At 75.4% G+C, this 24,699-nt stretch carries 26 protein-coding genes; 16 read left to right on the top strand and 10 right to left on the bottom strand.

What is annotated here, in order from left to right:
• The first annotated feature begins 32 nt into the window (after positions 1–32).
• Both add and AC1050_RS14620 read left to right on the top strand, forming a co-directional pair.
• Positions 33–1,052: an adenosine deaminase gene (gene add, locus AC1050_RS14625; RefSeq protein ID WP_482388134.1), complete on the top strand. Its 1,020-nt coding sequence runs from the start codon at positions 33–35 to the stop codon at positions 1,050–1,052.
• Between the two features lie 3 nt (positions 1,053–1,055).
• Positions 1,056–1,514, top strand: a complete 459-nt coding sequence (locus AC1050_RS14620; protein WP_482388133.1) for a PPC domain-containing DNA-binding protein — start codon at positions 1,056–1,058, stop codon at positions 1,512–1,514.
• 141 nt (positions 1,515–1,655) lie between these two features.
• Here the strand turns inward: AC1050_RS14620 and AC1050_RS14615 are convergent, their stop codons facing one another.
• Positions 1,656–3,200, bottom strand: coding sequence for a PucR family transcriptional regulator (locus AC1050_RS14615; RefSeq protein ID WP_482388132.1), 1,545 nt, complete (start codon positions 3,198–3,200; stop codon positions 1,656–1,658).
• A 111-nt stretch (positions 3,201–3,311) separates the two neighbouring features.
• On the opposite strand from AC1050_RS14615, the gene AC1050_RS14610 reads away from it, so the two are divergent.
• The 3 genes from AC1050_RS14610 to AC1050_RS14600 are packed head-to-tail and all read left to right on the top strand — an operon-like array spanning position 3,312 to position 5,553.
• Positions 3,312–4,691, top strand: a complete 1,380-nt coding sequence (locus AC1050_RS14610) for an NYN domain-containing protein (RefSeq protein ID WP_482388131.1) — start codon at positions 3,312–3,314, stop codon at positions 4,689–4,691.
• A gap of 38 nt (positions 4,692–4,729) precedes the next feature.
• Positions 4,730–5,323: a hypothetical protein gene (locus tag AC1050_RS14605; RefSeq protein WP_482388130.1), complete on the top strand. Its 594-nt coding sequence runs from the start codon at positions 4,730–4,732 to the stop codon at positions 5,321–5,323.
• Positions 5,320–5,553, top strand: coding sequence for a matrixin family metalloprotease (locus AC1050_RS14600; RefSeq protein WP_482388129.1), 234 nt, complete (start codon positions 5,320–5,322; stop codon positions 5,551–5,553). The genes AC1050_RS14605 and AC1050_RS14600 overlap by 4 nt, the downstream gene beginning before the upstream one ends.
• A gap of 68 nt (positions 5,554–5,621) precedes the next feature.
• On the opposite strand, the gene AC1050_RS14595 is transcribed toward AC1050_RS14600, so the two are convergent.
• The 3 genes from AC1050_RS14595 to AC1050_RS14585 all read right to left on the bottom strand — a co-directional run bounded on the left by AC1050_RS14595 (position 5,622) and on the right by AC1050_RS14585 (position 8,818).
• The gene (locus AC1050_RS14595; RefSeq protein ID WP_482388128.1) at positions 5,622–7,439 is read right to left on the bottom strand and encodes an AfsR/SARP family transcriptional regulator; all 1,818 of its coding nucleotides are present in this window, start codon (positions 7,437–7,439) and stop codon (positions 5,622–5,624) included.
• 33 nt (positions 7,440–7,472) lie between these two features.
• Positions 7,473–7,895 (bottom strand): VOC family protein, encoded by a 423-nt coding sequence (locus tag AC1050_RS14590; protein ID WP_482388127.1) that lies wholly within the window; start codon positions 7,893–7,895, stop codon positions 7,473–7,475.
• Positions 7,896–7,978: 83 nt separating this feature from the next.
• A complete protein-coding gene (locus AC1050_RS14585; protein ID WP_482388399.1) occupies positions 7,979–8,818 on the bottom strand; it encodes a class I SAM-dependent methyltransferase in 840 nt (279 codons plus the stop codon).
• A 97-nt stretch (positions 8,819–8,915) separates the two neighbouring features.
• Here AC1050_RS14585 and AC1050_RS14580 point away from each other — a divergent pair, with 97 nt between their 5' ends.
• Positions 8,916–9,491, top strand: a complete 576-nt coding sequence (locus AC1050_RS14580; protein ID WP_482388126.1) for a GNAT family N-acetyltransferase — start codon at positions 8,916–8,918, stop codon at positions 9,489–9,491.
• 39 nt (positions 9,492–9,530) lie between these two features.
• Here AC1050_RS14580 and AC1050_RS14575 read toward each other — a convergent pair whose 3' ends face one another.
• Positions 9,531–10,778, bottom strand: coding sequence for an NAD(P)/FAD-dependent oxidoreductase (locus AC1050_RS14575; protein WP_482388125.1), 1,248 nt, complete (start codon positions 10,776–10,778; stop codon positions 9,531–9,533).
• A 38-nt stretch (positions 10,779–10,816) separates the two neighbouring features.
• Entirely contained in the window at positions 10,817–11,719 is a 903-nt protein-coding gene (locus AC1050_RS14570; RefSeq protein WP_482388124.1) for a LysR family transcriptional regulator, read from the bottom strand.
• A gap of 153 nt (positions 11,720–11,872) precedes the next feature.
• On the opposite strand from AC1050_RS14570, the gene AC1050_RS14565 reads away from it, so the two are divergent.
• The gene (locus tag AC1050_RS14565; RefSeq protein WP_482388123.1) at positions 11,873–12,217 is read left to right on the top strand and encodes a CBU_0592 family membrane protein; all 345 of its coding nucleotides are present in this window, start codon (positions 11,873–11,875) and stop codon (positions 12,215–12,217) included.
• Positions 12,218–12,232: 15 nt separating this feature from the next.
• Here AC1050_RS14565 and AC1050_RS14560 read toward each other — a convergent pair whose 3' ends face one another.
• The 4 genes from AC1050_RS14560 to AC1050_RS14545 all read right to left on the bottom strand — a co-directional run bounded on the left by AC1050_RS14560 (position 12,233) and on the right by AC1050_RS14545 (position 14,215).
• Positions 12,233–12,535, bottom strand: a complete 303-nt coding sequence (locus AC1050_RS14560; protein ID WP_482388122.1) for a DUF1905 domain-containing protein — start codon at positions 12,533–12,535, stop codon at positions 12,233–12,235.
• 49 nt (positions 12,536–12,584) lie between these two features.
• On the bottom strand, positions 12,585–13,520 hold the full coding sequence (locus AC1050_RS14555; RefSeq protein WP_482388121.1) for an aldo/keto reductase: 936 nt from the start codon (positions 13,518–13,520) through the stop codon (positions 12,585–12,587).
• A 126-nt stretch (positions 13,521–13,646) separates the two neighbouring features.
• Positions 13,647–13,907 carry a hypothetical protein gene (locus AC1050_RS14550; protein ID WP_482388120.1) on the bottom strand — a complete coding sequence of 87 codons (261 nt, stop codon included), beginning with the start codon at positions 13,905–13,907 and terminating at the stop codon, positions 13,647–13,649.
• A 20-nt stretch (positions 13,908–13,927) separates the two neighbouring features.
• Positions 13,928–14,215, bottom strand: coding sequence for a DUF1905 domain-containing protein (locus AC1050_RS14545; RefSeq protein WP_482388119.1), 288 nt, complete (start codon positions 14,213–14,215; stop codon positions 13,928–13,930).
• 114 nt (positions 14,216–14,329) lie between these two features.
• On the opposite strand from AC1050_RS14545, the gene AC1050_RS14540 reads away from it, so the two are divergent.
• The 9 genes from AC1050_RS14540 (at position 14,330) to AC1050_RS14500 (ending at position 24,543) form a co-directional block, all read left to right on the top strand.
• Entirely contained in the window at positions 14,330–15,706 is a 1,377-nt protein-coding gene (locus AC1050_RS14540) for an FAD-binding oxidoreductase (protein WP_482388118.1), read from the top strand.
• Entirely contained in the window at positions 15,703–16,791 is a 1,089-nt protein-coding gene (locus AC1050_RS14535) for a winged helix DNA-binding domain-containing protein (protein ID WP_482388117.1), read from the top strand. Before AC1050_RS14540 ends, AC1050_RS14535 begins: the two co-directional genes overlap by 4 nt.
• Positions 16,792–16,850: 59 nt before the next feature.
• Positions 16,851–17,771, top strand: a complete 921-nt coding sequence (locus tag AC1050_RS14530) for a formylglycine-generating enzyme family protein (protein ID WP_482388116.1) — start codon at positions 16,851–16,853, stop codon at positions 17,769–17,771.
• A 79-nt stretch (positions 17,772–17,850) separates the two neighbouring features.
• Positions 17,851–20,217, top strand: a complete 2,367-nt coding sequence (locus AC1050_RS14525) for an arylsulfatase (protein WP_482388115.1) — start codon at positions 17,851–17,853, stop codon at positions 20,215–20,217.
• A gap of 37 nt (positions 20,218–20,254) precedes the next feature.
• Entirely contained in the window at positions 20,255–20,686 is a 432-nt protein-coding gene (locus tag AC1050_RS14520) for a type II toxin-antitoxin system PemK/MazF family toxin (protein WP_482388114.1), read from the top strand.
• An 81-nt stretch (positions 20,687–20,767) separates the two neighbouring features.
• Positions 20,768–21,775 carry a siderophore ABC transporter substrate-binding protein gene (locus AC1050_RS14515; RefSeq protein WP_482388113.1) on the top strand — a complete coding sequence of 336 codons (1,008 nt, stop codon included), beginning with the start codon at positions 20,768–20,770 and terminating at the stop codon, positions 21,773–21,775.
• The gene (locus AC1050_RS14510) at positions 21,772–22,764 is read left to right on the top strand and encodes an ABC transporter permease (RefSeq protein ID WP_482388112.1); all 993 of its coding nucleotides are present in this window, start codon (positions 21,772–21,774) and stop codon (positions 22,762–22,764) included. Before AC1050_RS14515 ends, AC1050_RS14510 begins: the two co-directional genes overlap by 4 nt.
• Positions 22,757–23,785: an iron chelate uptake ABC transporter family permease subunit gene (locus tag AC1050_RS14505; protein WP_482388111.1), complete on the top strand. Its 1,029-nt coding sequence runs from the start codon at positions 22,757–22,759 to the stop codon at positions 23,783–23,785. Before AC1050_RS14510 ends, AC1050_RS14505 begins: the two co-directional genes overlap by 8 nt.
• Positions 23,782–24,543 carry an iron ABC transporter ATP-binding protein gene (locus tag AC1050_RS14500; RefSeq protein ID WP_482388110.1) on the top strand — a complete coding sequence of 254 codons (762 nt, stop codon included), beginning with the start codon at positions 23,782–23,784 and terminating at the stop codon, positions 24,541–24,543. Before AC1050_RS14505 ends, AC1050_RS14500 begins: the two co-directional genes overlap by 4 nt.
• Positions 24,544–24,699: the final 156 nt, after the last annotated feature.

The following is a 24,699-nucleotide window of genomic DNA, read 5'->3' as shown; positions in this document are numbered from 1 at the left end:
GCGACGACCGCGACAGGACCAGGAGCGAGACCGTGTGGCCGACGGCTGAACTGCACGTGCACATCGAGGGCACGCTCGACGCCGGGCTCATCCGCACGCTCGCCGCCCGCAACGGCCTCGCCGTGCCCGCCGGAGCGGGGAGGGGCGCGCCCTACCGCGACCTCCAGGAGTTCCTCGACGTCTACTACGCGAACCTCGACGTGCTGCGCACCCGCCAGGACTTCCAGGACCTCGGCGCCCGCTACCTGGCCCGCGCCGCCGCGGCCGGCGTCCGGCACGTCGAGGTGTTCGTCGACCCGCAGTCGCACACGGAGCGCGGCGTCCCGGTCGAGGACGTGCTGCTCGGGCTGTCGGCGGCGCTGGCCGACGCCCGCGCCGACCACGGGATGTCCGGCGGGCTGATCGTCTGCTTCCTGCGGCACCTCGGCCCCGAGGCCGCGATGGCCACGCTCGAGGCGGTGCTCCCCCACCGGCCGCTGCTGCTGGGCGTCGGCCTGGACTCCAGCGAGGTCGGCTTCCCGCCCGCGCTGTTCCGCGACGTGTACGAGCGCGCCGCCGCCGAGGGCCTGCGCCGCGTGGCGCACGCCGGCGAGGAGGGCGGCCCGGACTACGTGTGGGAGGCGCTCGACATCCTGGGCGCCGAGCGGATCGACCACGGCAACCGCGCCCTGGAGGACGTCGAGCTGGTCGCGCACCTGCGCGAGACCCGCACGCCGCTGACGGTGTGCCCGCTGTCCAACGTCGCCCTGGGCACCGCCGGCCCGGACCTGGCCGACCACCCCATCGCCGTCATGCTCGACGAGGGCCTGCGCGCGTCCGTGCACTCGGACGACCCGGCCTACTTCGGCGGCTACCTGGACGACAACCTGGCCGCCCTGGTCGAGGCGGGGACCGTGACGCAGGACCAGCTCGGCGTCCTGGCGGCCAACGCCGTCGTGTCCTCGTTCCTGCCCGACGGCGCCAAGGCGGCGCTGCTCGCGGAGGTCCGCGCGCACGCCGAGTCCATCGGCGCCGCGGTGCCGGCGCTCGCCCTCGACCCCGCGGCGGTCTGAGGCGTGCAGAGCACCGAGGTCACCACCGGCCGCCGCGTCGCGATCGTCCTGGAGCCGGGCGACGACGTGCTGGGCTGCCTGGCGCGCGCCTGCGCCGACCACGGCATCCGGCAGGGCTTCGTGCCCGTGTTCTCCGGCGCGTTCCGCACGGCCCGGTTCATCGCCGCCGACGTCCCGGTCACCGACCAGGAGCCGCCCCTGCCCCAGGAGGTCACCGTGACCTACACCGAGGGCATCGGCAGCGGCACGATCCTGTGGGACGAGGCCGCGCAGGCGGCGGTCCCGCACGTGCACCTGGCCGTCGGCGTGAAGAACGCCGCGGCCGCCGGGTTCGCCGGGCACCTGCTCGGCGCCGAGGCGCACTACACGGTCGAGGTGCTCGTGGAGGAGGTCCTCGCGCCGGCCCTGCTCCGCGTCCCCGACCCCCGCGCCTACGGCATCCCCACCATGCGCTTCGCCTGACCCGCGCCGGCGCCGCGCGCGGAAGCCCCATCGGCCACGTCGTCGAGGGAGGACCGTCGCGTCGACGTAGGACGTTCCGCGGTCCTCCCTCGACGCGGATGTCCTACCTCGACGCACGCCGGGCGTCCCACGGCGTGCGGGTCAGTCGGTCTCGTCCAGGCAGGTCATCGCGAGGAACAGGTCGACCCGGTCCGCCATGGTGCTCATGTCGCGGTTGGTGAGCTCCTCGATGCGCGCGATCCGGTAACGCAGCGTGTTGGTGTGCAGGTGCAGCTGGCGGGCCGTCTCCTGCCACGCGCCGCCGCCGTCCAGGAACGCCCGCAGCGTGCCCACCAGGTCGGCGTTGTGCCGCTCGTCGTAGGACAGCAGCGGCGCCAGCACCTCGTGCGCGTAGCCCGACCGGGTGCTCTCCCCCAGCATGCGCAGCAGCGCGCGGTGCGTCTGCACGTGCAGGGCCGTCGACACCACGACCGGCTCGGGCCCGGACGCGTTCGCCGCGCGCTCGACCGCCGTGGCGATCGCCGAGTTCAGCCGGCTGACCCCGCTGACCGGGTCGCTCATCCCGACGCGCAGCTGCCGCCCGGCCAGGAGCAGGTGGTAGTCCGCGGTCAGGTGCTCCGCGAGCGGGCGCTCGTCGTCCCCCGGCCCGTTGACCAGCAGGATCACCAGGTCGTCCGACCGGCAGCCCATGACGCGGTGCCCGCGGGCGGACAGCGTGCGCTGCAGCATCTCGAGCACCGCCGCCTGCGGGAACCGGGTGTCGTCCACGTGCGCGGCCACGATCGTCGTCTCGTCCTGCGGGCGGAGGCCCTCCAGCCGCATCCGGGCGGAGATCGCCCCCGGCGAGGCCTCCTGGTCGCGGATCGACGTGATGAGCGCGGCCACCTGGGCGTCGCGGGTCTCGCGCCAGCGTCCGGCGAGCTCCATCTCCACCCGCAGGGCGCCGACGAGGGCGTCCATGGCCAGCGTCACCTCGTCGGAGAACGACCGGTGGTCGCCCCAGCAGCCGAAGAACCCGGACCGGTCGCGTGCGCCGGTGCGCACGATCGTCGCGGGGCCGTGCTCCCCCGGCACGATCACGCGGCGGTCGTGCTCGCGGGTGATGACGGCGTTCCACTGCTCGGCCACCTGGGCCCGGTCCGGCGCCGCACCGACTGCCGCCAGCAGCATGCCGGACTCGTCGATCACCCAGCAGCCGACCGCGAACTCCGCGCCGAACTGGGTCAGCAGCTCCGCCACGCCGCCGCCGCGCGACACCGTGTCGGCGATCCGGCGGCTGAACCGCATGGTGCGGGTCGCGAGCCCGGCCGCCGAGCCCGGCTGCCCGGCGGCGATCTCGTCGGCGATCCGCCGGAAGGACACGCCCGGCGACACGGTCAGCAGCGTCAGCCCGCGGGCCCGGCAGAGCGCGATCACCTCGTCGGGGATCACGCCGATCTCGATCAGCCCGATGATCAGCGCCGCCACGTTCTGCTGCGCCAGCGCCCCGAGGAACGTCGCCGCACCCTCCGGCCGGTCCAGCCACAGCCCGGAGGTGAGCACCACGTCGCCGGTCGACAGGAACCGCGAGGGGTCCGGCAGGTCGGTGATGTAGGCGGCCGTCACCGGACGGTCGAGGGCGTCGGGCTCGGCGGCGACGACGCTGAGGCCGAGGTCCGCGGAGCCCAGGAGGTCACGGACGTCCACGGGTCACCACCCGGCTCCTGCTCGGCACCGGGACAGTCTACGGAGACGTGCGCGGGAGGCTCGCGGGGCGTCCATGGGGTGCGCGGGCGCCGGGCACGGCAGGATGGGCCCGTGACGTCCGACCTGCTCTCCGACCGCATCGACTCCGGCCGCCGCCTGCGCGCGGCCATGTTCGTCGACTTCGACAACGTCTACATCGGGCTGCGACGGCTCGACCCCGACGCCGCGGAGGCCTTCGCGACCGACCCGGGCCACTGGCTCGCCGAGCTCGAGTCGGGCACCGACGCCGACGGCGAGTTCAGCCGCCGGTTCCTGGTGCGCGCCTGCTACCTCAACCCCTCGGTGTTCTCCCGGTACCGGCCCAACTTCACGCGCGCCGGCTTCCAGGTGGTGGACTGCCCGTCGCTCACCCAGCAGGGCAAGAGCAGCGCGGACATCAACCTCGTGCTGGACGCCGTGGACGCGCTCGCCGCGGAGACCCGGTACGACGAGTTCGTCATCGTGTCCGCCGACGCCGACTTCACGCCGCTGGTGCAGCGCTGCCGCGCCGCGGACCGCCGGGTGACGATCATCACCGCCAGCCCCGCCGCCAGCGCGTACCGGGCCGTCGCGGACTCCGTCATCACCGCGAACGACCTGGCCGAGCTCGTGACCGTCGGCGAGTCCGGGGGCGCCGGCTCCGACGGCGCGGACGGTCCCGACGCCGCCGACGTGCCCGACGCCGCCGGGGTCGTCGTTCCCGAGGCCGCCGCTCCGGCCGCGGCCGAGCAGGCCGGTACGGGCGCCGAGCACACGCCCCGCGGCGGCCGCCGGGCCGAGGCCACCGCGCTGTCCTCCGCCGGCTCGCTCGCCGCCCGGCGCGCCGTCCTGCAGCGGGTCCGGTCCGCCGACCGACCCGTGCCGACCGGCGCCGTCGCGACGGCCGCGCAGAAGGCCGACCCGACCCTGCCGTCGACCCGCTGGGCCGGCACCGGCGGCTTCACGTCCTGGCTGACGCAGGCCGTCCCGGAGCTCGGCGTCGCCGCCCGGCCGTCGCCCGGGTACGTGTGGGACCCGAAGCGGTTCGGCGAGGCCGACCTGCCCGGCGCCGTCGCCGTCGGCACCGACCCGACCGCCCTGCAGCGCCAGGTCATCTCCGTCACCGACACCCCGGGGCTCAGCAAGGACAACTACCGCGTCCTGCTGACCGCGATCGCCGACGACGTCCGCGCGCACCCCTTCGACCGCTCCGCCACCGCGCGACGCGTGCGCGACAGGTGCCAGGAGGCCGGCGCCGCGGTCGGCAAGTCGACCGTCAACTTCGTGCTCTCCGGCGTCCTCTACGTCGGGCTGGAGCTCGACTCGGAGGTCACGGCGGAGGACGTCGCCGAGGCGTGGGCGGACAACGTCGTCGGGCTGTGCCGCGGCGCACGCATGGAGCTCACCGAGGCCGACGAGGCAGCGATCGACGACTGGGTCGGCGGCGGGCTGCTGGACGAGCTGGAGGACTGACTCCTCACGTCACGCGGCGCACCGGCCGATGAGCAGGTGTGACCCGACGACGTCCCCGCGTGCCCGCGGTGCTGGCCGGGCTCGCGGTGCTCGTCGCCCTGGCCGTGCTCGGGCTCGACCGGATCGGCAGCGCGACCGGCGTGGTGCTGCCGTGGTCGCCGGGTGACCTCCTGCCCGCCTCCGTGCGGGACCACCCGCGGCGCGGGTTCGAGGAGGCCGACGAGCGCCTGGCGCCGCCGGTGACCGTCGCCGAGCCCGGCACGTCGTACGCGTTCCAGCACACGGTGCTGGAGGACGGCCGGACCGTCCCCGTCGCCTGGTCCCCGTGCCGGCCGGTGCACGTCGTGGTCGACCCCACGGGTGCGCCGCCGGACTTCCCCGCGCAGGTGCGCACGGCCCTCGACGAGCTCGCGGCGGCGACCGGGCTGGTGCTCGTCGACGACGGGCTGGTCACCGAGCCGCCCAGGCTCGACCGGGCCCCGTACCAGCCGGAACGGTACGGCGACCGCTGGGCACCGGTGCTCATCGGGTTCGCCGACGCGACCACGGCCCCGACCTGGCGGGCAGCGTCGCCGGGATCGCGAGCGTCCAGGCGGTCGAGGCTCCGGTGTCGCGGGACGCTCACCTCGTGACCGGCACCGTGTACCTCGACACCGAGCTGCTGCAGCCCGCGCCCGGCCGGACCGGGTCCGAGCACCTCGCCGTGCTGCGGCACGAGCTGGGGCACGTCGTCGGCCTCGACCACGTCGACGACCCGACCCAGCTCATGCACCCGACGTCGGGCGGCGTGCCGACGTTCCAGGCGGGCGACCTGACGGGCCTCGCGGAGCTCGGCCGGGGACGCTGCGCGCCGGGCGTCTGAGGAGCGAGCCACACGTCGAGAGGGCACTCCACGCCTGTGTCGGCCGACGGCGTCGCAGGCGGACGCTGTCATCTCGACGGAGCCGGGTGCCCCACCGCGTCCACCGCCCCCGCCAGCGCCGGGTTCGCGATCCCCGTGACCAGCGCCCCGGCGTGCTCCGCGGCCCCCGGCTGCCCCAGCGCGGCCCGGTGCAGCGCGGCCCGGGCCACGAGCTCCCGCATCCCGCGCCGGGCGGCGAACGCCTCGAGCTCGTCGACCCAGCCGGGCGCGCTCGGCAGCCCGCGCGGCACGGCGAACCCGCACAGCGCCTCCAGGCAGTACGCCTCGACCCAGCTGTGCGCGTCGCGCTGCCGGCGGCACGCCCCGGGCGCCTCGGTCAGCAGGTCGAGCGCCGCCGCGTCGTCGCCCCGCGCCGCGGCGAGCAGTCCCCGCCCGCGGAGCGCGTAGCTCTCCCAGCACGGGTCGCCGACCTGGCACGCCAGCGCGTAGGCGCCCTCCAGGCCCGCATCGGCCCCGGCCAGGTCGCCGTCCCGGAGCAGGACCTCGGCGCGCTGGGACCGCGGGAACGGCAGGAACGACGTCCAGCCCAGGTCCTGCGCGACGGCGCACGCCCGGTCGAGAGCCGCGAGCGCCGCCTCGCGCTCGTCCCGCAGCACGCGCAGCCGGCCGAGCGCGGTGAGCGCGTACGCCTCCGCGCGCGCGTCGCCGGCCGCACGCGCGTCGGCGACCGCCTCGTCGAGCACCGCGACCGCCTCCGGGTAGTCGGCCTGGTCCGTCCGGGCGATGCCGGCGAACACGCCGACCCAGGCGCGCAGCCGCGCGTCGTCGCCTGCCAGGCGGCCGGACCGGCCGAACCACATCGCCGCCCGCGGGTACCGCCCGCGCAGCACCTCGACGTGCCCCAGCTCCAGGGCGGCGCGCGCCGCGACGTGCGCCGACCCGGACCGCCGGGCGGCCAGCAGCGCCTCGTGCAGCACGGTGACGGCCTCCTCGTCGCTGCCCCGCACGCCGTGCACGAGCACCCGGCCGAGCGAGCCGAGCGCCGACGCGAGCCGGACGTCGTCCCCGAGCCCGCGCGCGCCGTCGACGCCGGTGCGCAGCAGGTCGATCGACCGCTCGTACGCTCCGGCCAGCGCCGCACCGTCCCCGGTCTCGACGGCCGCGTCCACCGCGGCGGGCGAGCGCACGGTCGCGCTGACCACCCGCGGGCGCAGCGCCGCGGCGAGGCTCGGGGAGGGCTCGACGCCGAGCTCGCGGCGGAACAGGGCCCGGCACTCCAGCACGCGACGCTCGGCGGCCGGCCGGTCCCCCGCGGCGACCAGCGCGCGGACCCAGAGCTCGTGCCCGCGCTCGGCCAGCGGCTCGGCGGCCACCAGCCGCCCCGCCAGGTCGACCGCGGACGCGACCTCGCCCCGCGCGAGGCGGCTGTGCGCGGCCTCGTGCAGGATCGCCGCGGTCAACCCCGCGACCCGCTCGCGCTCGGCGGCCAGCCAGAGCTCGAGGGCGGCGCTGCCGCGTGGGACGACGCTCTCGAGCAGCTCGCCGCCGAACCCGGGCAGCGCCAGAGCCTCGGCCCACGCCCCGGACGCGACCACGCGCACGTCGACGACGGTGCCCGGGCGGACGTCGAGCGTCAGCGGGTCCCCGTGCAGGTCGGCGACGCCGTCGAGCGCCCGGCGCAGCTGGGACAGGTTCCAGCGCAGCGCGGCGCCGGGGTCGTCCGCGTCGTCGACCAGCAGGCCGGCGAGCCGGCTGCGCGGCACGGGCCGGTCGGCCAGCACCAGGTACGCCAGCAGCAGCCACGGCTTGCTCCCGCGGGGTGCGGGCGCTCGCGCGCCGGCCCGGCGGACCGCCGGCGGGCCGAGGAGCGTGATGCCGGCGGCCACCGGCCGTCACCGCGCCGACGCCAGGTCGCGCGACTAGGTCGCGCTGCCGGCGATGTTGACCAGCCAGAGCGTGCCGAACTTGTCGGCCACCATGCCGAAGGCGTCGCCCCACGGCGCCACGGCAAGCGGCTCGACCACCGAGCCGCCCTCGGCCAGCTTCGCCCAGTACCCGCGCAGCTCGGCGTCCGAGTCCTGCGCGCCGCTGAGCGAGACGGAGAAGTTGTCCCCCGGGTTGAACGGCATGGCGTTCGGCGTGTCCGCCGCCATCAGCACCAGCCCGCCGGGCGTCTCGAGCTGCGCGTGCATCACCTTGTCCTTCTCGGCCGGGTCCTCGCTGGCCTGGAAGTCGCCGAAGGTGCTCACGGTCAGCTCGCCGCCGAACACGGACCGGTAGAACTCCATCGCCTCCCGGGCGGTGTCACGGAAGCCGAGGTAGGGGTTGAGACGGACGGGCATGACGGGCTCCTCACGCGGACGACCGGACGCACTGTGGCCCACATCACAGTGCCGCCCGGCCCTCCCTGCGTCAAGGGCCGCCGTCAGCGCACCCGTGCCGTCACGAGCAGGTACTCCCAGCCCAGCACCGCCGGCCCGCCGGCCTCGCCCTCGTCGGCGTCGCGGGCGAGCGCGACCAGGTCCGCGTCCAGCGCGGCGACCCGCTCGGGGTCGGCGCCGACGGCCCGGTACACCGCGATGGTCGGGCCGTAGTGCGACGCGAAGTAGTCCCGGAACGCCTCCGGCGTCCCGAACGCGTCGACCGTCAGCCGGCGCCTCTCCACCCGGACGTCGGTCACGGCGTCGCCCAGCAGCTCGCGCACGTGCCGCTCGTCGCCCCAGAGCGGCGGCGGCTGCGCCCCGGGCGGAGGCGGCGGGGCGTAGGGCTTCATCGTGGCGAACATCCGCCCGATGAACCCCGCCGGGGTCCACGACAGCAGGCCGATCCGCCCGCCGGGCCGCACCACCCGCAGCAGCTCCGCCGCAGCCACCGCGTGGTGCGGGGCGAACATGATCCCCACGCAGGACAGGGCCACGTCGAAGGTGGCGTCGCCGTACGGCAGCGCCTCGGCGTCCGCCTCCTGCCAGTCGACCGCGACGCCCCGGGCCTCCGCCGAGCGCCGGCCGGCGTCCAGCAGCGCGGGCGTCAGGTCCGAGGCGACGACCGTCGCGCCGGCGAGCGCCGCGGGCACCGCCGCGTTCCCGGACCCGGCGGCGACGTCGAGCACCCGGTCGCCCGGTCCGACGCCGACGGCGTCCACCAGGGCCGGGCCCAGGTCCGCGATCACCTCGGCCGCGAGCGCCGGGTAGTCGCCCAGCGCCCACATGGCGCGGTGCTTGTCCTTCAGAGCGCGATCCGCGTCGACCCCGCCGATCACCGTCATCATCTCGTCCACCTCGTCGTGCCCGGCCCCGGCTGGTCCGGGGCGATGGCACGACGGAACACCCCCGGCGTGTGCGCGGGCGTGTGATGCTCGACCGGTGCCGACGCCCCCGCCCGCCCCGGTCGACGACCGTGCCGCCGACGCCGTCCTCCGCCGCTGGCGACCCAAGGACGGTCCCGACCTGCTGACCGCCGTGCGGGAGTCGCCGGACCTCGACCGGCAGCTGCCGGCGGCGGTGAGCGACGGGCCGCAGGGCTGCGCCGAGGTCGCCGGCCGGCTCGCCGCCTGGGGCCCGCGCGACCACCACCTGGCCGTGGTGGTCGACGGGCGGGTGGTGGGCAGCGTCGGCATCGGCGCCGCCGAGCAGCGCCACGGGACGGCGTGGCTGTCGTACTGGCTGACCACGGGCGCGCGGGGGCGGGGCCTGGCCACGCGCGCGCTGGCGACGGCGGCCGTCGTCGCGTTCGACCGGCTCGACCTGTTCCGGCTGGAGCTCGGGCACCGGACGGAGAACGCGCCCTCGTGCGGGGTGGCCTCGCGCGCCGGGTTCGCGGCCGAGGGCGTCGAGCGGCAGAAGCTCCGGTACGGGGACCGCCGGTACGACGTCGAGACGCACGCCCGGCTGCGCACCGACCCCGTCCCGGACGTCCCGCTGCTGCGCGTCGAGCTCTGAGCCGCGCGGACCGCTCGGCGCGCGCGGTGCGTGCCGTGCTCAGCCGCCGAGCAGCCGCCGCGCCACCGCCCACGCGGCGCGCCGCCCCGACACGGCGGCGCCCTGCTGCGACGGCGTGTCCCGGTGGTCGCCGCACACGTAGAGCCCGTCGCCCAGGTCCACCGGCTGCCGGACGGCCAGGGGCGGCGGGGTCGCCGGCAGCGCACCGGGGACCTCGTGCCGGGCCAGCTCGCGCCACCCGCGCGGGTCCGCGCCGAGCATCTCCCCCGCCTGCCGGCGCACCGTGAACGCGTCGGGCGTCGCGGCCGGGTCCCGCGGCCCGGGCGCGAGGACGTACGTCGCCTGCACCAGCTGCGCGCCGGCCGGGGCGTAGGACGGCGCCGCGGACGAGACGACCGCCGCGTTCGCCAGCGGGCCCCGCCGCCGGCCGTCCACCACCACGGCGGTCTGCCGCGCGAGCCCCCCGGCCGCCCACCACGTGGTCACGAGCCCGCGCATCGGCGGCGCCGCCAGGTGGGTCAGCGACGCGGCCGTGACCGGGTCCGTCGCGACGACGACCGCGCGCGCCCGGAGCTGCGACCCGTCGACCTGGACGGCCCGCCCGCCCGCGACGGCCTCCACCGCGGTCACGCGCGCACCGGTCGTCACGTGCGGCAGCGGTGCCGCCAGCTGCTGCGGCAGGGCGCCCATGCCGCCGACGGGGAGGCCGGGCGTCCCGCGGAGCATCGACCGCACGACCAGCCGCACGTACGCCGCGGACGTCGTGCCGGACTCGTCTCCCAGCACCCCGGCGAGGAAAGGCTCCAGCACCTCGTACCGGATCCGGCCCGTCACCCCCGCGGCCGCGAACGACTCGGCGAGCGTCGTGTCCGGTCCGGACTCCAGCGCCCGCACCGGGCCCAGCGCGGGCGCCGCCCACCGGGCCAGCGCCGCCAGCTCGGCCGGGCGGACGTAGCCGCTGGCGAGCGTCTCCCGCAGCCGCGACGGTGCCCGCCGGGGATCGGCGAGCAGCGCCAGGCCGTCGTCGCGCCGGACGGCGACGCCGGGCAGGAACCGCTGCAGCCGCAGGGCGTCGAGGTCGGCGACCTCGCGCAGCGCCGGGTAGGCGGGGTTCAGCACCTGGAAACCGCGGTCCAGCGTGAAGCCGTCCACCTGCTCGCTGCGCACCCGGCCGCCGACCACCGGGCCGGCCTCGAGCACCCGGACGTCCAGCCCCCGCGCGTGCAGGGTCCGGGCGCACGTCAGCCCGGCGACACCCGCGCCGACGACCACCACGTCGCAGTCCATGCGGCCGAGCCTAGGGTCGCCACCCGCGTCCCGCCTGGTCAGACCAGGTCGAGCCCCGACGCGACGGCCAGCAGCTCGTCGATCACGGCGACCACCGCGGGGCCCGGCTCGCGGCGCGTGGCACGGTGCCGGGCGACCAGCCGGCGCGAACCGAGGCCGGGCACGGTGGCGACGGTGACCCCGTCCGGCAGCTCGCCCTGGAGCGCCAGCGCCGGCAGCATCCCGACGCCCTGCCCGGCGGCCACCAGCGCCAGCGCCACGTCGAAGTCGTAGTAGACGTGCCGGGTCGAGATGGGACCGAGCGCCGCCGCGACCCGGTGCATCGCGCGCGCGGCGGCGGTCCCCCGCTCCGCGTCCAGCCACGTGACCCCCGTCAGGTCCGAGAGCTGGGTCGGCGTCGCGACCGCGCCGGGCAGCACCAGCCGCCACGGCTCCTCCAGCAGCACCACGTCCCGCTGCCCGCGCGGCACGTGGGTGTCGGCGTCCTCGTCCCGCTCCAGCAGCACGATGTCGGCATCGCCCTCCCGGAGCCGGCGCATCGACTCCCCCGGCTCCCGCTCCTCGACGACCAGCTCGACGTTCGGGTGGTGCTCGGCCAGCGAGGCGAACGCCGGGGCGACGACGGCGCGGATGGCCGTCTGGAACCCGGCGACGGTGACCCGCCCGGACAGCTCCCCGCCGAGCTCCGCGAGGGACTTGCGGGCCTCGACCAGCTCGGACTCGATCCGCTCGGCCGCCTCGGCGAGGATGCGCCCGGCCGCCGTCAGCGTGGCCCCGCGCGGCCCGCGGTCGAGCACCGCGACGCCCTCCTCGGCCTCCAGCCGGGTGATCTGCTGGGACACCGCCGAGGGCGTGACGTGCAGCAGGTCGGCGGCGGCGAGAACGCCGCCCGCACGGTGCACGGCGAGCAGGACGGCGAGGCGGCGGGGATCGGTCGGCACCGTTTCATCCTAATTCAGTTCGACTACACCCCGGTCGCAACATCATTCGATTGTGCTGAACCCGGATCCGCCGCAGAATCTTCCTGTCGGCACACCCCGCACGCGGGCCGCCGGCCTCCCCTCACCCACCCCTTTTCCTGCCTGGAGTCTGTCGTGTCCGCATTCGTCACCGCGCTCGGCTGGGTCGGCGCGGTCACGTGCCTCGTCGCCTACGTCCTCGTCACCCGCGGGAAGTGGGCACCGACGTCGGGCCGCTACCAGCTCGCGAACGTGGTGTCGGGCCTGTTCATGGGCATGGTGGCCGCGAGCAGCGGGGTGTGGCCGTCCGTGGTCACCAACGCCGTGTGGGCCGTCGTCGGCGCGCACGCCGTGGCCGTGGTGCTGCGGGCGCGCCGCAAGCGGGCGCTGGAGGCCGCCGCCGCTGCACCGGTGGCGCCGGCGGTGGGTGCCGGCGTGGCGGCGGACGCCCCGGTCGACGTGGTCGGTCTCGCGGCCTGACGGCCGCCACGGGCGTCAGACGTCCAGCACGCGCAGGCGCACCGCCACCGGGCCCCCGACCGTCAGCCCCTCGGCCGCCCGGACCGCCTTCTTCACCGGCAGCGAGTACGCCTTGCGCGACCCGTCCGGGAAGATCGACGTCCGCCACGTCGTGCCGCCGACGGTGACCTCCACCCGCAGCGACCCGAAGCCGCGGGCGAACGCACCGGCCCGCTCGAGGATCTCGTCGGACACGTCGTCGGGCAGGCTGACGAACGTCCACCGCTCGTGCTTGCGCGCGTCCCACACCCAGAGCTCGGCCTCGAAGTCGAAGGTCATGCCCTGATGCTGCCGCAGAGCGGTGACACCGCGGCCGCACGCCCCACGGTCACGGCACCGTGTGCCCCGCCGCGCGGAACAGCTCGTACCACTCCGCCCGGGTCAGCGGCAGGTCCGACCCCGCCGCCGCCTCGGTGACCCGCGACGGCGTGGTCGTCCCGAGCACCACCTGCATCTGCGCGGGGTGCCGGGTGATCCAGGCGGTCGCGATGCCGATGGGCGTCACGCCGTACTTCGCGGCCAGCCGGTCGATGACGTCGTTCAGCTCGGCGAACTTCTCCCGGTCGCCCAGGAACACCCCGTCGAAGAACCCCTTCTGGAACGGCGACCACGCCTGGAGCGTGATGTCGTGCAGCCGGCAGTAGTCGAGCAGGCCCCCGTCGCGGTCGATGGACTGGTCCAGCGCCGCCATGTTCGCGGAGACGCCGGCGGCGACCAGCGGGGCGTGCGTGATGCTCAGCTGCACCTGGTTGACCACCAGCGGCTGGGTGACCGACTTCTTCAGCAGGTCGATCTGCCGCGGCGTGTGGTTGGAGACGCCGAACGCCCGGACCTTGCCGGCGGCCGCGAGCTCGTCGAACGCGCGCGCGACCTCGTCCGGCTCGACCAGGGCGTCCGGGCGGTGCAGCAGCAGGATGTCGACGTGGTCGGTGCGCAGCGCGCGCAGCGAGCCCTCGACGGACCCGACGATCTCGTCGTACGAGAAGTCGAAGTACGGGCCGTCCTTGATGATCCCGGCCTTGGTCTGGATGACGAACTCGTCCCGCTGCGACGGCGTCAGGTCGAGGGCCTCGGCGAACCGGGTCTCGCAGCCGTGCTTCTCGTCGCCGTAGACCGCGGCGTGGTCGACGAAGGTGGTGCCCGCGTCGCGCGCGGTGCGGACCAGCTCGCGCACCTCGTCGTCGGTCTTGTCCTGGATCCGCATCAGCCCGAGGATCACGTTGGGCGCGACGATGTCGGTGCCGGGCAGGGTGAACGTCTTCATGGCGGGCAGCGTCCTTCGGGTCGACGGTGACGACGAGCCGCGGCCGGAGCCGCGGCGCTCGGGTCGAGCCTAGGAGCCGCCGGCGACGCGCGCTCGCGCGGGACGGCGCCGGGTCGGGCGACCGGGTCAGCGACCGGCGGGACCGCGACGACGGCGCACGAGCAGCCCGACCACCGCGGCGACCAGCAGCACGACGCCGCTCACCAGCAGCGCGACCGCGCCCCGGTCCGGGCGCGAGGGGTCGTACGTCGACCCGCTCAGCGGCGCGTACGCGACCCAGCCCGGACCCGGCCGGGTCAGCAGCCAGGCGCCCGCGCCGGCGAGCGCCGCGCCCAGGACCCCCGCGAGCAGCAGCCAGGTCGTCGTACCGCGGCGGGGTGCGGGCATGCGACCCACCCTGCACCACGTCAGACGTCGAGCGTCAGCACCAGCGCGACCGTGTCGCCCAGCCGCACGTCCTCCGCCCGCCGGACCCGGTCCTTGAGCGGGACCAGGTAGCCGCCCTCCTTCGGGAACAGCGACGTCGTCCAGCGCGTCCCCCCGAGCGTCACCGCCACCGGGATGACGCCCCACCCGTAGGACACCAGCGCCGACGCGGACCGCAGCGTCGCGGCCTCGGCGTCGGGGACCGCCACGAAGTGGAACGGCGACGGCCCTCGCCAGTGGATCACCTCGCCGCTGAACCGCAGCTCCATGCGCGTCATCGTACGGATGCCCGGGACCGGCCGGACCCGCGAAACCCCTTGCCCCCGCACCACGAGCGGGAGAACGCTGGGCGTCTCAGCCGCGCCGTCGCGAAGGAGCACCGGATGACCACCGTGGAGAGCACCGCCGTGGACGAGCTGCGAGCCCGCCTGCGGGGCCGCGTCGTCGAACCGTCCGACCCCGACTACGACGCGCTGCGGGTGATCACGCTGGGCGGGGTCGACCCCAGGCCGGCGCTCGTCGTCCGCCCCGCCGAGGACGTCGACGTGGCCGCTGCCGTGTCCTTCGCCCGCGACCGGGGCCTGCCGCTCGCGGTGCGCAGCGGCGGGCACAGCGGCGCGGGCCACGGGACGGTCGACGGCGGCCTCGTGGTCGACCTGCGCGACCTGCGCGCGGTCGACGTCGACGTCGAGGCCCGCACCGCCTGGGTCGGTGCGGGCGCCACCGCGGGCGAGGTCACCGCCGCGACCGCCGCCCACGGGCTGGCCGTCGGGTTCGGGGACACCGGCTCGGTGGGCGTCGGCGGCATCACGCTGGGCGGCGGCGTCGGGTACCTGTCGCGGTCGCAGGGCCTCACCGTCGACAACCTGCTCGCCGCCGACGTCGTGCTCGCGGACGGGCGGGTCGTGCGCGCGGACGCCGACCAGCACCCGGACCTGTTCTGGGCGCTGCGCGGGGGCGGGGGCAACTTCGGCGTCGTCACGCGGTTCCGGTTCCGGCTGCACCCGCTGGACGGGGTGACGGGCGGGATCCTGGTGCTGCCCGCCTCGGCCGCGGTGCTCGCCGGGTTCGTCGCCGCGCTGCAGGCCGCGCCCGACGAGCTCAGCGCGATCGTCAACGTGATGCCCTGCCCGCCGATGCCGTTCGTCGCGGCCGAGCACCACGGCGAGCTGGTCGCCATGGCGCTGGTGTGCTGGTCGGGCGCGGCCGACGCCGCCGACGGGGTGCTCGCGCCGTTCCGGGCGCTGGCGACGCCGCTGGCCGACCTGGTCCGGCCCGTCGCGTACCCCGAGCTGTTCCCGCCCGCCGACCCGGAGTACCACCCGACGGCCGTCGCCCGGACGCTGCTGCTGGACCACGTCGACCTGCCGCTGGCGGAGCGCGTGCTCGAGCGGCTCCGCGACCTCGACGGGATGCGGGTCGTGCAGCTGCGCGCCCTCGGCGGGGCGATCGCCCGCGTGCCGGCGGACGCGACCGCGTACGCGCACCGGTCCAGCCGGCTGATGGGCAACGTCGCCGCGTTCGTGACCGAGGACGACCCCGGGCACCGCGCGCACCGCGCGGCCTGGGTCGAGGGCACCGTCGCGCTGCTCGACCAGGGCGACGCCGGCGTGTACGTGAACTTCCTGGGCGACGAGGGTCCGGAGCGGGTCCGGGCGGCCTACCCCGGGGCGACCTGGGACCGGCTCGCGGCGGTCAAGGCGACCTACGACCCCGGCAACGTGTTCCGGCGGAACCAGAACGTGCCTCCGGCCGCGTGACCGCACCGCTGACGCTGCGCCGGCTGAACCGCACGCTGCTGCGCCGGCAGCTGCTGGACCACCGGGCCGACCTGACGCCGGCCGCGGCGGTGCACCGGCTGCTGGCGGTGCAGGCCCAGGAGCCGAACTGGGTGTTCGCCGGGCTGTGGTCGCGCCTGGCCGGGTTCGAGCGCGCGCACCTGGAGGCCGCCGTCGAGCAGCGCGCGCTCGTCCGCGGACCGCTGCTGCGCGGCACCCAGCACCTGGTGACCGCCGACGACTACCTGTGGCTCCGCCCGACGATCGACCCGGTGCTCACCCGGCTGTCCCGGGCCGCGTACTACGCGGAGCAGACCGACGGCATCGACCCCGCGGAGCTCGTCGGGCTGGCCCGGGAGGTGCTCGGCGACGGGCTCGTCCGCCGGCGGGACCTCGCGGCGGTCCTGGTCGGCCGCTGGCCGGGCCGGCGGGGCGCGGTCCTGGCGGCGGCGGTCGAGGCGCTGTCGCCGGTGGTGCACGACCCGGGCACGTCGGCGTGGGGGTCGTGGTGGAGCCGGCGGGCGATCTCCGTCGCGGACGCGCAGGCCTGGCTCGGGCGTCCGGTGGCCGAGCCGGACCTGCCCGCGCTGGTCCGCCGGTACCTCGCGGCGTTCGGGCCGGCGGGCGTGATGGACCTGCAGGCGTGCACCGGGCTGACCCGGCTCGGCCCGGTCGTCGCGGGGATGGGAGCGGAGCTGCGTGTGCTGCGCGGGCCGGACGGCGCCGAGCTGCTGGACCTGCCCGACGCCGGGCTCGCCGACGAGGACGCGCCCGCGCCGGTGCGGTTCGTCGCGGCGTTCGACAACGCCGTCCTCGGGCACCGGGACCGCACCCGGATCCTCCCCGAGGCGCACCGGAGGACGACGATGCCCGGGTACTCGATGGTGCACGCCACGGTGCTGGTGGACGGGTTCGTCGCGGCGACGTGGGTCGTCGAGGACGGCGCGCTGGTGGTCCGCCCGCTGGAGCCGCTGCGACCGCCGGACGAGGACGAGGTGCTGGCGGAGGGCACGCGGATGGCGGCGTTCCTCGACCTGGAGGCGGACCGGACGACGATCGCACGCTGAGCGCCGCCTCACCCCTGCCGGGCGAGGCACGACCTGCCGGCACCCGGTGGGATCGGTCCATGGAGCCCGAGCACGCGTGCTGCACGCCCGGCGGCCGCGAGCACGCACCGACGGCGGCGGTGAGCGGCACGACCCCCACGCACGCGCTCCCCGGCGCCGTGCTGCTGCCCGGCGGCGAGTTCGTGATGGGCCACGACGGCCCGGACGGCTACCCCGAGGACGGGGAGGGGCCCGCCCACCGCGTGCGCCTGGCGCCGTTCCGGATGGACACCACCGCCGTGACCAACGCGCGGTTCGCGGAGTTCACGGCGGCGACGGGCCACGTCACCCAGGCGGAGCGCGACGGCTGGTCGTTCGTGTTCGCCGGGCTGCTGCCGGACGACACGCCGCCGACCCGCGGCGTCGTCGGTGCGCCGTGGTGGCGGCAGGTCGAGGGCGCCGGCTGGCGGCACCCGTGCGGACCGGGCTCGGACCTCGCCGGTCTGGCCGACCACCCCGTCGTGCACGTGACCTGGCAGGACGCGGACCACTTCGCCGCCTGGTCCGGCGGCCGGCTGCCGACGGAGGCGGAGTGGGAGTACGCCGCGCGCGGCGGCCTGGCGGGCGTGCACTACCCGTGGGGCGCGGACCGCGAGCCCGGCGGGGAGCACCGGATGAACGTCTGGCAGGGCGAGTTCCCGTCGTCGAACACCGCCGCGGACGGCTACGTCGGCACGGCTCCCGTCACCGCCTACGCGGCCAACGGGTTCGGGCTGCACGGGGTGACGGGCAACGTCTGGGAGTGGTGCGCGGACTGGTTCTCGGTGCACACCTACCGCCGGGGCTCGCCACCGTCGACCGGCAGCCGGCGGGTGCTGCGCGGCGGGTCGTACCTGTGCCACGCCTCGTACTGCTTCCGCTACCGCGTGGACTCCCGCAGCTCGAGCTCCCCGGACTCCGCCGCCGGCAACGTCGGCTTCCGCTGCGCCGCGGACGCCTGACCCCCGCTGCGGGTGAGGCGCGGAGCCGTCGAGGGTCCCTAGCGTGCGGGGCACGTGCCCCGACCCGCGGAGGTCCCCGATGCGCCCCGACCTGCACGCCCGGACGATCCTGCCGATCCCCGACCGGCCGCCCACCGGGCTGACCACGTACGACGCGAAGGACCCCGACACCACGTTCCCGCCGATCGAGCCGCTGCTGCCGCCCGAGGGCGCCCCGAACGTGCTGGTGGTGCTGCTGGACGACGTCGGGTTCGGGGCGTCGAGCACGTTCGGCGGCCCGTGCCGGACGCCGACGGCCGACCGGCTCGCCGCGGGCGGCCTGCGGTTCAACCGGTTCCACACCACCGCGCTCTGCGCGCCGACGCGGCAGGCGCTGCTGACCGGCCGCAACCACCACTCGGTCGGGATGGGCAGCATCACCGAGACGGCCACCTCGGCGCCGGGCAACTCCTCGGTCCGCCCGAACACGAAGGCCCCGCTCGCGACCACGTTGCGGCTGAACGGGTACGCGACCGCGCAGTTCGGCAAGTGCCACGAGGTGCCCGTGTGGCAGACCTCCCCGATCGGTCCGTTCGACGCGTGGCCCACCGGCGGCGGCGGGTTCGAGACCTTCTACGGGTTCATCGGCGGCGAGAACAACCAGTGGGACCCCGCGCTGTACGACGGGACCACCCCCGTCGAGCCGCCCGCGACCCCGGAGCAGGGCTACCACCTGACCGAGGACCTGGCCGACCACGCCACCGCCTGGCTCCGCACCCAGCGCGCCCTGACGCCGGACCGGCCGTTCTTCGTGTACTTCGCGCCCGGTGCGACGCACGCCCCGCACCACGTGGCGCCCGAGTGGATCGCCCGGTACGCGGGCGCATTCGACGACGGCTGGGACGTCCAGCGCGAGCGCACGTTCGCACGGCAGCGGGAGCTCGGCGTGGTCCCGCCGGACGCGGAGCTGACGCCGCGGCACGACGAGATCCCCGCGTGGGACGCCATGCCCGACGAGCTCAAGCCGGTGCTCGCCCGGCAGATGGAGACGTACGCCGGCTTCCTCGAGCACACGGACGCGCAGGTCGGCCGGCTGCTCGACACGCTCGAGGACCTCGGCGTGCTGGACAGCACGATCGTCTACTACATCATCGGTGACAACGGGGCCTCGGCCGAGGGCACGGTCAACGGCGCGTTCAACGAGATGGCGAACTTCAACGGGATGGCCGCCCTGGAGACCCCGGAGTTCCTGCGCAGCAAGATGGACGAGCTCGGCTCCCCCACGTCGTACAACCACTACGCCGTGGGCTGGGCCTGGGCCATGGACACCCCGTACCAGTGGACCAAGCAGGTCGCGTCGCACTGGGGCGGCACCCGCAACGGGACGATCGTGCACTGGCCCGCCGGCATCGCCGAGCCGGGCGGGCTGCGGTCGCAGTTCACGCACGTCATCGACATCGCCCCGACGGTCCTCGAGGCCGCCGGCCTGCCCGAGCCGATCTCCGTCAACGGCGTGCAGCAGGCGCCGATCGAGGGCACCTCGATGCTCTACGCCTTCGGCGACGAGGCCGCCCCGGAGCGGCACGACCTGCAGTACTTCGAGATGTTCGGCAACCGCGGGATCTACCACCGCGGGTGGAGCGCCGTCACCAAGCACCGGACGCCGTGGGTGATGGTGGGCGGCACGCTGCCGCCGTTCGACGAGGACCTCTGGGAGCTCTACGACGGGAGCACCGACTTCAGCCAGGCCCGGGACCTCGCCGACAAGCACCCGGACGTCCTGGCGCGGCTGCAGCGGCTCTGGCTGATCGAGGCGACGAAGTACCAGGTGCTGCCGATGGACGACCGGGTGTCCGAGCGGTTGGACCCGGCGCTCGCCGGCCGGCCGACGCTCGTGCGCGGTGACACCCAGGTGTTCTACGCCGGGATGGGTCGGCTGTCGGAGAACAGCGTCGTGTCCGTCAAGAACCGGTCGTTCGCCGTCACCGCCGACGTCGACGTCCCGGCGGCCGGTGCGCAGGGCGTGCTGATCGCGCAGGGCGGCCGGTTCGGCGGCTGGGCGGCGTACGTCCACGACGGCCGGCTCGCGTTCGTCTACAACGTGCTCGGCATCCAGGAGTTCCTGGTCGTCGCGGACTCCCCCGCACCGGAGGGCCGGCACCAGCTCCGGGCCGAGCTCGCCTACGACGGCGGCGGCCTCGGGCGCGGCGGCGACGTGACGCTCTACGTCGACGGGACCGTCGTCGGCGTCGGCCGGGTCGGTGCGACGCAGCCGCTGGTGTTCTCCGCCGACGAGACGACGGACGTGGGACGCGACACCGGAACCCCGGTCGGGTCCGGCTACACCACGGCCACCAGCCGGTTCACCGGGCGGATCCACTGGGTGCAGCTCGACGTCGGACCGGTGGACGCCGACCACGTCGTCAGCCCGGAGGAGCGGATGCGGGTGGCGATGGCGCGGCAGTGACCGCCCGGCCGGGCGCCGGCTGGCACACTCGCGTCCCGTGACCGACTCGATCATCCCCGCCGCGCTCGCCGACCTGCTGGCCGACCGCCCCTGGTTGCTCGTCGTCGTCGTCGGCGCCGTGGTGCTGGTGCTCCGGCTGCTCGGGCGCGCCGGGCGCCCGTCGGCGCGGCCGGGCGAGGTGTGGTTCGCCGAGGTGCCGTTCCGCGACGGGACGGGGTCCAAGGACCGGCCGGTCGTGGTGCTGCGCCAGCGCGGCCGGACCTGCACCGTCGCACGCCTCACCTCGCAGGACCACGACGACCGGCCCGAGTACACCCGGGCGCCGGGGATGCTCCCGGGCCTGCGCAAGCAGAGCTGGGTCGACCTGCGGCCGATGCGGATCCGCCGGACGGCGCTGCGCCGGCGCACCGGCGACGCCGGGCGGGCGTGGCTGGTCTGGTACGAGGAGGCGCGACGCGCCGACGGTTGACGTGACAGGCGTCAGTAAGGATAGGTTGCCCTTACTTCCGTCGCACGTCCGAGTCGCCGACTCCCGCAAGGAGCCACACCCATGCCCGCACGCACCGCCACCCGCCGGACGGCCGCCGTCCTGACGGCAGCCCCGCTCGCCCTGGTCCTCGCCGCCTGCGGCGGCACGGCCGACGCCGGGTCCGCCGACGCGGCCGCGACGACCGCCGCCCCGTCGACGGTCACCATCGAGGACAACCACGGCACCGTGGAGGTGCCGGTGAACCCGGAGCGGGTCGTCGCCCTCGACAACCACGTGTTCGAGACGCTGTCGTCGTGGGACGTCCCGCTGGTCGCCGCCCCCAAGGGCATCATGGGCGACGGCCTGTGGCCCGCGTACACCGAGGACGACGCCGTGCTGGACGTCGGCACCCACCGGGAGCCGGACCTGGAGTCGATCGTCGCCGCCGAGCCGGACCTGATCATCGGCGGCTACCGGTTCTCCGACTCCTACGACGACATCGTGGCCCAGAACCCCGACGCCGTGGTGATCGAGATCGCGCCCCGCGACGGCGAGGAGCAGTCCGCCGAGCTGGCGCGCCAGGTCGAGATCCTGGGCGAGATCTTCGACCGCGAGCAGGAGGCGGCCGCGATCGTCGCCGACTACGAGCAGGCGGTCGCCGACGCCACCGCCGCGTACGACGGCGAGAGCACCGTGGTCGGCCTGATCACCTCGGGCGGCGAGATCTCCTACAGCGCGCCGGTGACCGGCCGCAGCATCGGCACCCTGTTCCCGACGCTCGGGCTGCAGCCGGCCATCGAGCAGGCCGCGGAGGACACCTCGCACGGCGACGACATCAGCGTCGAGGCCATCGCCGCCGCGAACCCGGACTGGATCGTCGTGCTCGACCGGGACGGCGCGGGCGTCGGCGAGGGCGAGTACCGCCCGGCGTCCGAGCTGATCGGCGGCTCCGAGGCGCTCGCCGGGGTGACCGCCGTCGCCGAGGACCAGGTCATCTACCTGGACCCGGACTTCTACCTGACCGAGGACATCCAGGCCTACACCGCGCTGTACGAGCAGGTGGCGCAGGCGTTCTCCGCGGCCGCGTGACGCTCGCCCCCGCACCGACGACCGCCGCACCGGGCACGCGCCCGGTGCGGCGGTCCGTCGTGCCGCTGGTCGTCGCCGCCGTCGTCACGCTGGCGCTCGTGCTGCTGTCGCTGTTCGTCGGCGTCTACGACCTGCGCGCCGACGGCGGCACCGAGATGTTCTTCATCACCCGGGTCCCGCGCACGCTCGCGCTGGTGCTGGCCGGCAGCGCGATGGCCGTCAGCGGCCTGGTCCTGCAGCAGCTCACGCAGAACCGGTTCGTCGAGCCGACCACCAGCGGCACCACCGAGTGGGCCGCGCTCGGTCTGCTGCTGTCCGTGATCCTGCTGCCGACCGCGGGCATCGCGACGCGCATGGTCCTGGCCAGCCTCGCGGCGTTCGTCGGCACGATGGTCTTCATGGCGGTGCTGCGCCGGGTGCAGGTGCGCTCGACGCTGGTCGTCCCGGTGGTCGGGATCATGCTCGGCGCCGTCGTCAGCTCCCTGACCACCCTCATCGCGATCTCCACGAACTACCTGCAGCTGCTCGGCACCTGGTTCATGGGCAGCTTCACCAGCGTCGTCCGCGGGCAGTACGAGGTGCTGTGGGTGGTCGCGGCCGTGTGCGTCGCGATCTTCGTGCTCGCCGACCGGCTGACCGTCGCCGGGCTCGGGCGGGACGTCGCGACCAACCTCGGCCTGTCCTACGACCGGCTGATCCTGCTCGGCACCGCGCTGGTCGCGGTCGCCTCGGGGGTGACGACCGTGGTCGTCGGGTTCCTGCCGTTCCTCGGGCTGGTGGTGCCCAACGTGGTGTCCCTGCTGCGCGGCGACGACCTGCGGTCGAACCTGCCCTGGGTCTGCCTGGGCGGCATCGCCGTGGTCACCGCGTGCGACATCGTCAGCCGGACCGTGCGGATGCCGTTCGAGGTGCCCGTCGCGATGGTGCTCGGCATCGTCGGCGCCGCCGCGTTCATCGCCCTGGTCCTGCGGGTGCAGCGCCGTGGCTGAGGTCGCGACGGCCGCCCCGGTGGTCCTGGCCCCAGCGTCGCGGTGGCGGGCCGTCGCCGGGTCCTACGGGGTGCGACTGGCCCTGGTCGCCCTGGTGGCGGTGGCCGCCGCGGTCGGCATCCTCACCTACGGCAACCCCGCCGCCCCGGGCTCGTCCGGGTTCTGGGTCATCGTGCGCAGCCGGTTCGCGTCCGTCGGCACGATCCTCGTGGTCGCGTTCTGCCAGGGCGTCGCGACCGTCATCTTCCACACGGTGACCGACAACCGGATCCTCACGCCGTCGATCCTCGGGTTCGACGCCCTGTACCGGGTCGTCCAGACCGGCCTGGTGTTCGTGCTCGGCGCCGGCGCGCTCGCCGCGACCGACGGCCTGGGCAAGGTCGCGCTGCAGAGCCTGCTGATGGTCGCGTTCGCCACCGTGCTGTACGGCTGGCTGTTCACCGGCACGAAGGCGAACCTGCACCTCCTGCTGCTGGTCGGCGTGGTGCTCGGCATGGGGTTCGGCTCGCTGTCGACGTTCATGCAGCGGCTGCTCACCCCCAGCGAGTTCGACATCCTGTCGGCCCGGCTGTTCGGCAACATCAGCGCCTCCGACGTGTCCTACCTGCCGTGGGGCGCGCTGGTGTGCGTCGTCGTCGGGGCGGTGGTGTGGCGGCGCCGGCACGTCCTGGACGTCGTCGCGCTCGGCCGGGAGACCGCCACCAGCCTCGGGGTCCGGCACCAGCGCGAGGTCATGCTGACCCTGGTGCTGGTCGCCGTGCTCATCTCGGTGTCGACGTCGATGGTCGGGCCGATGACGTTCTTCGGGTTCGTCGTCGCGATGCTCACCTACCAGGTCGTCGGCGACAGCCGGCACACCCGGACGCTGCCGATGGTCGTGGCCGTCGCGTGCGCGACCCTGCTGCTCGCCTACTTCGTGCTGCGGCACGTGTTCTACGCCGCCGGCCTGGTCTCGGTGATCATCGAGCTGGGCGGCGGCGTCGTGTTCCTCGTCCACCTGCTGCGGAAGGGCCTGCGGTGATCACGCTCCAGGACGTCGCCAAGACCTACGGGGACGTGCACGCCCTCGGCCCGGTCGACCTCGAGATCCCGACCGGCGGCGTGACCGCCCTGGTCGGGCCCAACGGCGCCGGCAAGTCCACGATGCTCACGATCGTCGGCCGGCTGCTCGGTGCCGACACCGGGCGCGTCACCGTCGGCGGCCTCGACGTGGTCACGGCGCACCCGCGCGCGCTGGCGCAGCGGCTGGCGATCCTGCGGCAGGAGAACCACTTCGTCGCGCGGCTGACCGTCCGGCAGCTGGTGCAGCTGGGGCGGTTCCCGCACTCGCAGGGCCGCCTCACCCGCGACGACGAGGCCGCCGTCGACACCGCGCTCGGGTTCCTGGACCTGACCGACCTGCAGCACCGGTTCCTGGACGAGCTCTCCGGCGGGCAGCGGCAGCGCGCCTACGTCGCGATGGTGCTCGCCCAGGACACCGAGTACGTCCTGCTCGACGAGCCGCTCAACAACCTCGACATGCAGCACGCCGTGTCGATGATGGCGCGGCTGCGCCGGGCCGCGGACGAGCTCGGCAAGACCGTGGTGCTGGTGGTGCACGACATCAACTTCGCCTCGGCGTACGCGGACCGGATCATCGCGATGACGCAGGGGCGGATCCGGTACGTCGGACCGCCGTCGGAGGTGATGACGAGCGCCGTGCTGTCGGACGTGTTCGCGACGCCGGTGACGGTGCTCGACGGGCCGGGGTACCCGCTGGCGGTGTACTACCGGGGCTGACGGTCTCCGGCTGCCGACCACCTACGCAGCCTCCGCGTCACCTACGGTGCATGCTCGCCGACCTCATAGCGTCGAGGACCAGTCCGCGCAGCACCGCACCGGGAGGATCCACCGTGCCGACCCTCGACCTGCCCAGCTCCACCACCCGCGGGCGCC

The sequence above is a fragment of the Cellulomonas sp. NEAU-ZC6 genome, assembly GCF_056844425.1.
This window is presented reverse-complemented; position numbering and strand designations above follow the sequence as displayed.

What these genes read in the sequence shown, in the direction of transcription:
- AC1050_RS14560 (WP_482388122.1), bottom strand. Translation starts at nt 12,535, where the DNA reads ATGACCTTCGACTTCGAGGCCGAGCTCTGGGTGTGGGACGCGCGCAAG.
- AC1050_RS14525 (WP_482388115.1), top strand. Translation starts at nt 17,851, where the DNA reads ATGCGCCCCGACCTGCACGCCCGGACGATCCTGCCGATCCCCGACCGG.
- AC1050_RS14590 (WP_482388127.1), bottom strand. Translation starts at nt 7,895, where the DNA reads ATGCCCGTCCGTCTCAACCCCTACCTCGGCTTCCGTGACACCGCCCGG.
- AC1050_RS14585 (WP_482388399.1), bottom strand. Translation starts at nt 8,818, where the DNA reads ATGACGGTGATCGGCGGGGTCGACGCGGATCGCGCTCTGAAGGACAAG.
- AC1050_RS14575 (WP_482388125.1), bottom strand. Translation starts at nt 10,778, where the DNA reads ATGGACTGCGACGTGGTGGTCGTCGGCGCGGGTGTCGCCGGGCTGACG.
- AC1050_RS14545 (WP_482388119.1), bottom strand. Translation starts at nt 14,215, where the DNA reads ATGGAGCTGCGGTTCAGCGGCGAGGTGATCCACTGGCGAGGGCCGTCG.
- AC1050_RS14540 (WP_482388118.1), top strand. Translation starts at nt 14,330, where the DNA reads ATGACCACCGTGGAGAGCACCGCCGTGGACGAGCTGCGAGCCCGCCTG.
- AC1050_RS14515 (WP_482388113.1), top strand. Translation starts at nt 20,768, where the DNA reads ATGCCCGCACGCACCGCCACCCGCCGGACGGCCGCCGTCCTGACGGCA.
- AC1050_RS14530 (WP_482388116.1), top strand. Translation starts at nt 16,851, where the DNA reads ATGGAGCCCGAGCACGCGTGCTGCACGCCCGGCGGCCGCGAGCACGCA.
- AC1050_RS14555 (WP_482388121.1), bottom strand. Translation starts at nt 13,520, where the DNA reads ATGAAGACGTTCACCCTGCCCGGCACCGACATCGTCGCGCCCAACGTG.
- AC1050_RS14550 (WP_482388120.1), bottom strand. Translation starts at nt 13,907, where the DNA reads ATGCCCGCACCCCGCCGCGGTACGACGACCTGGCTGCTGCTCGCGGGG.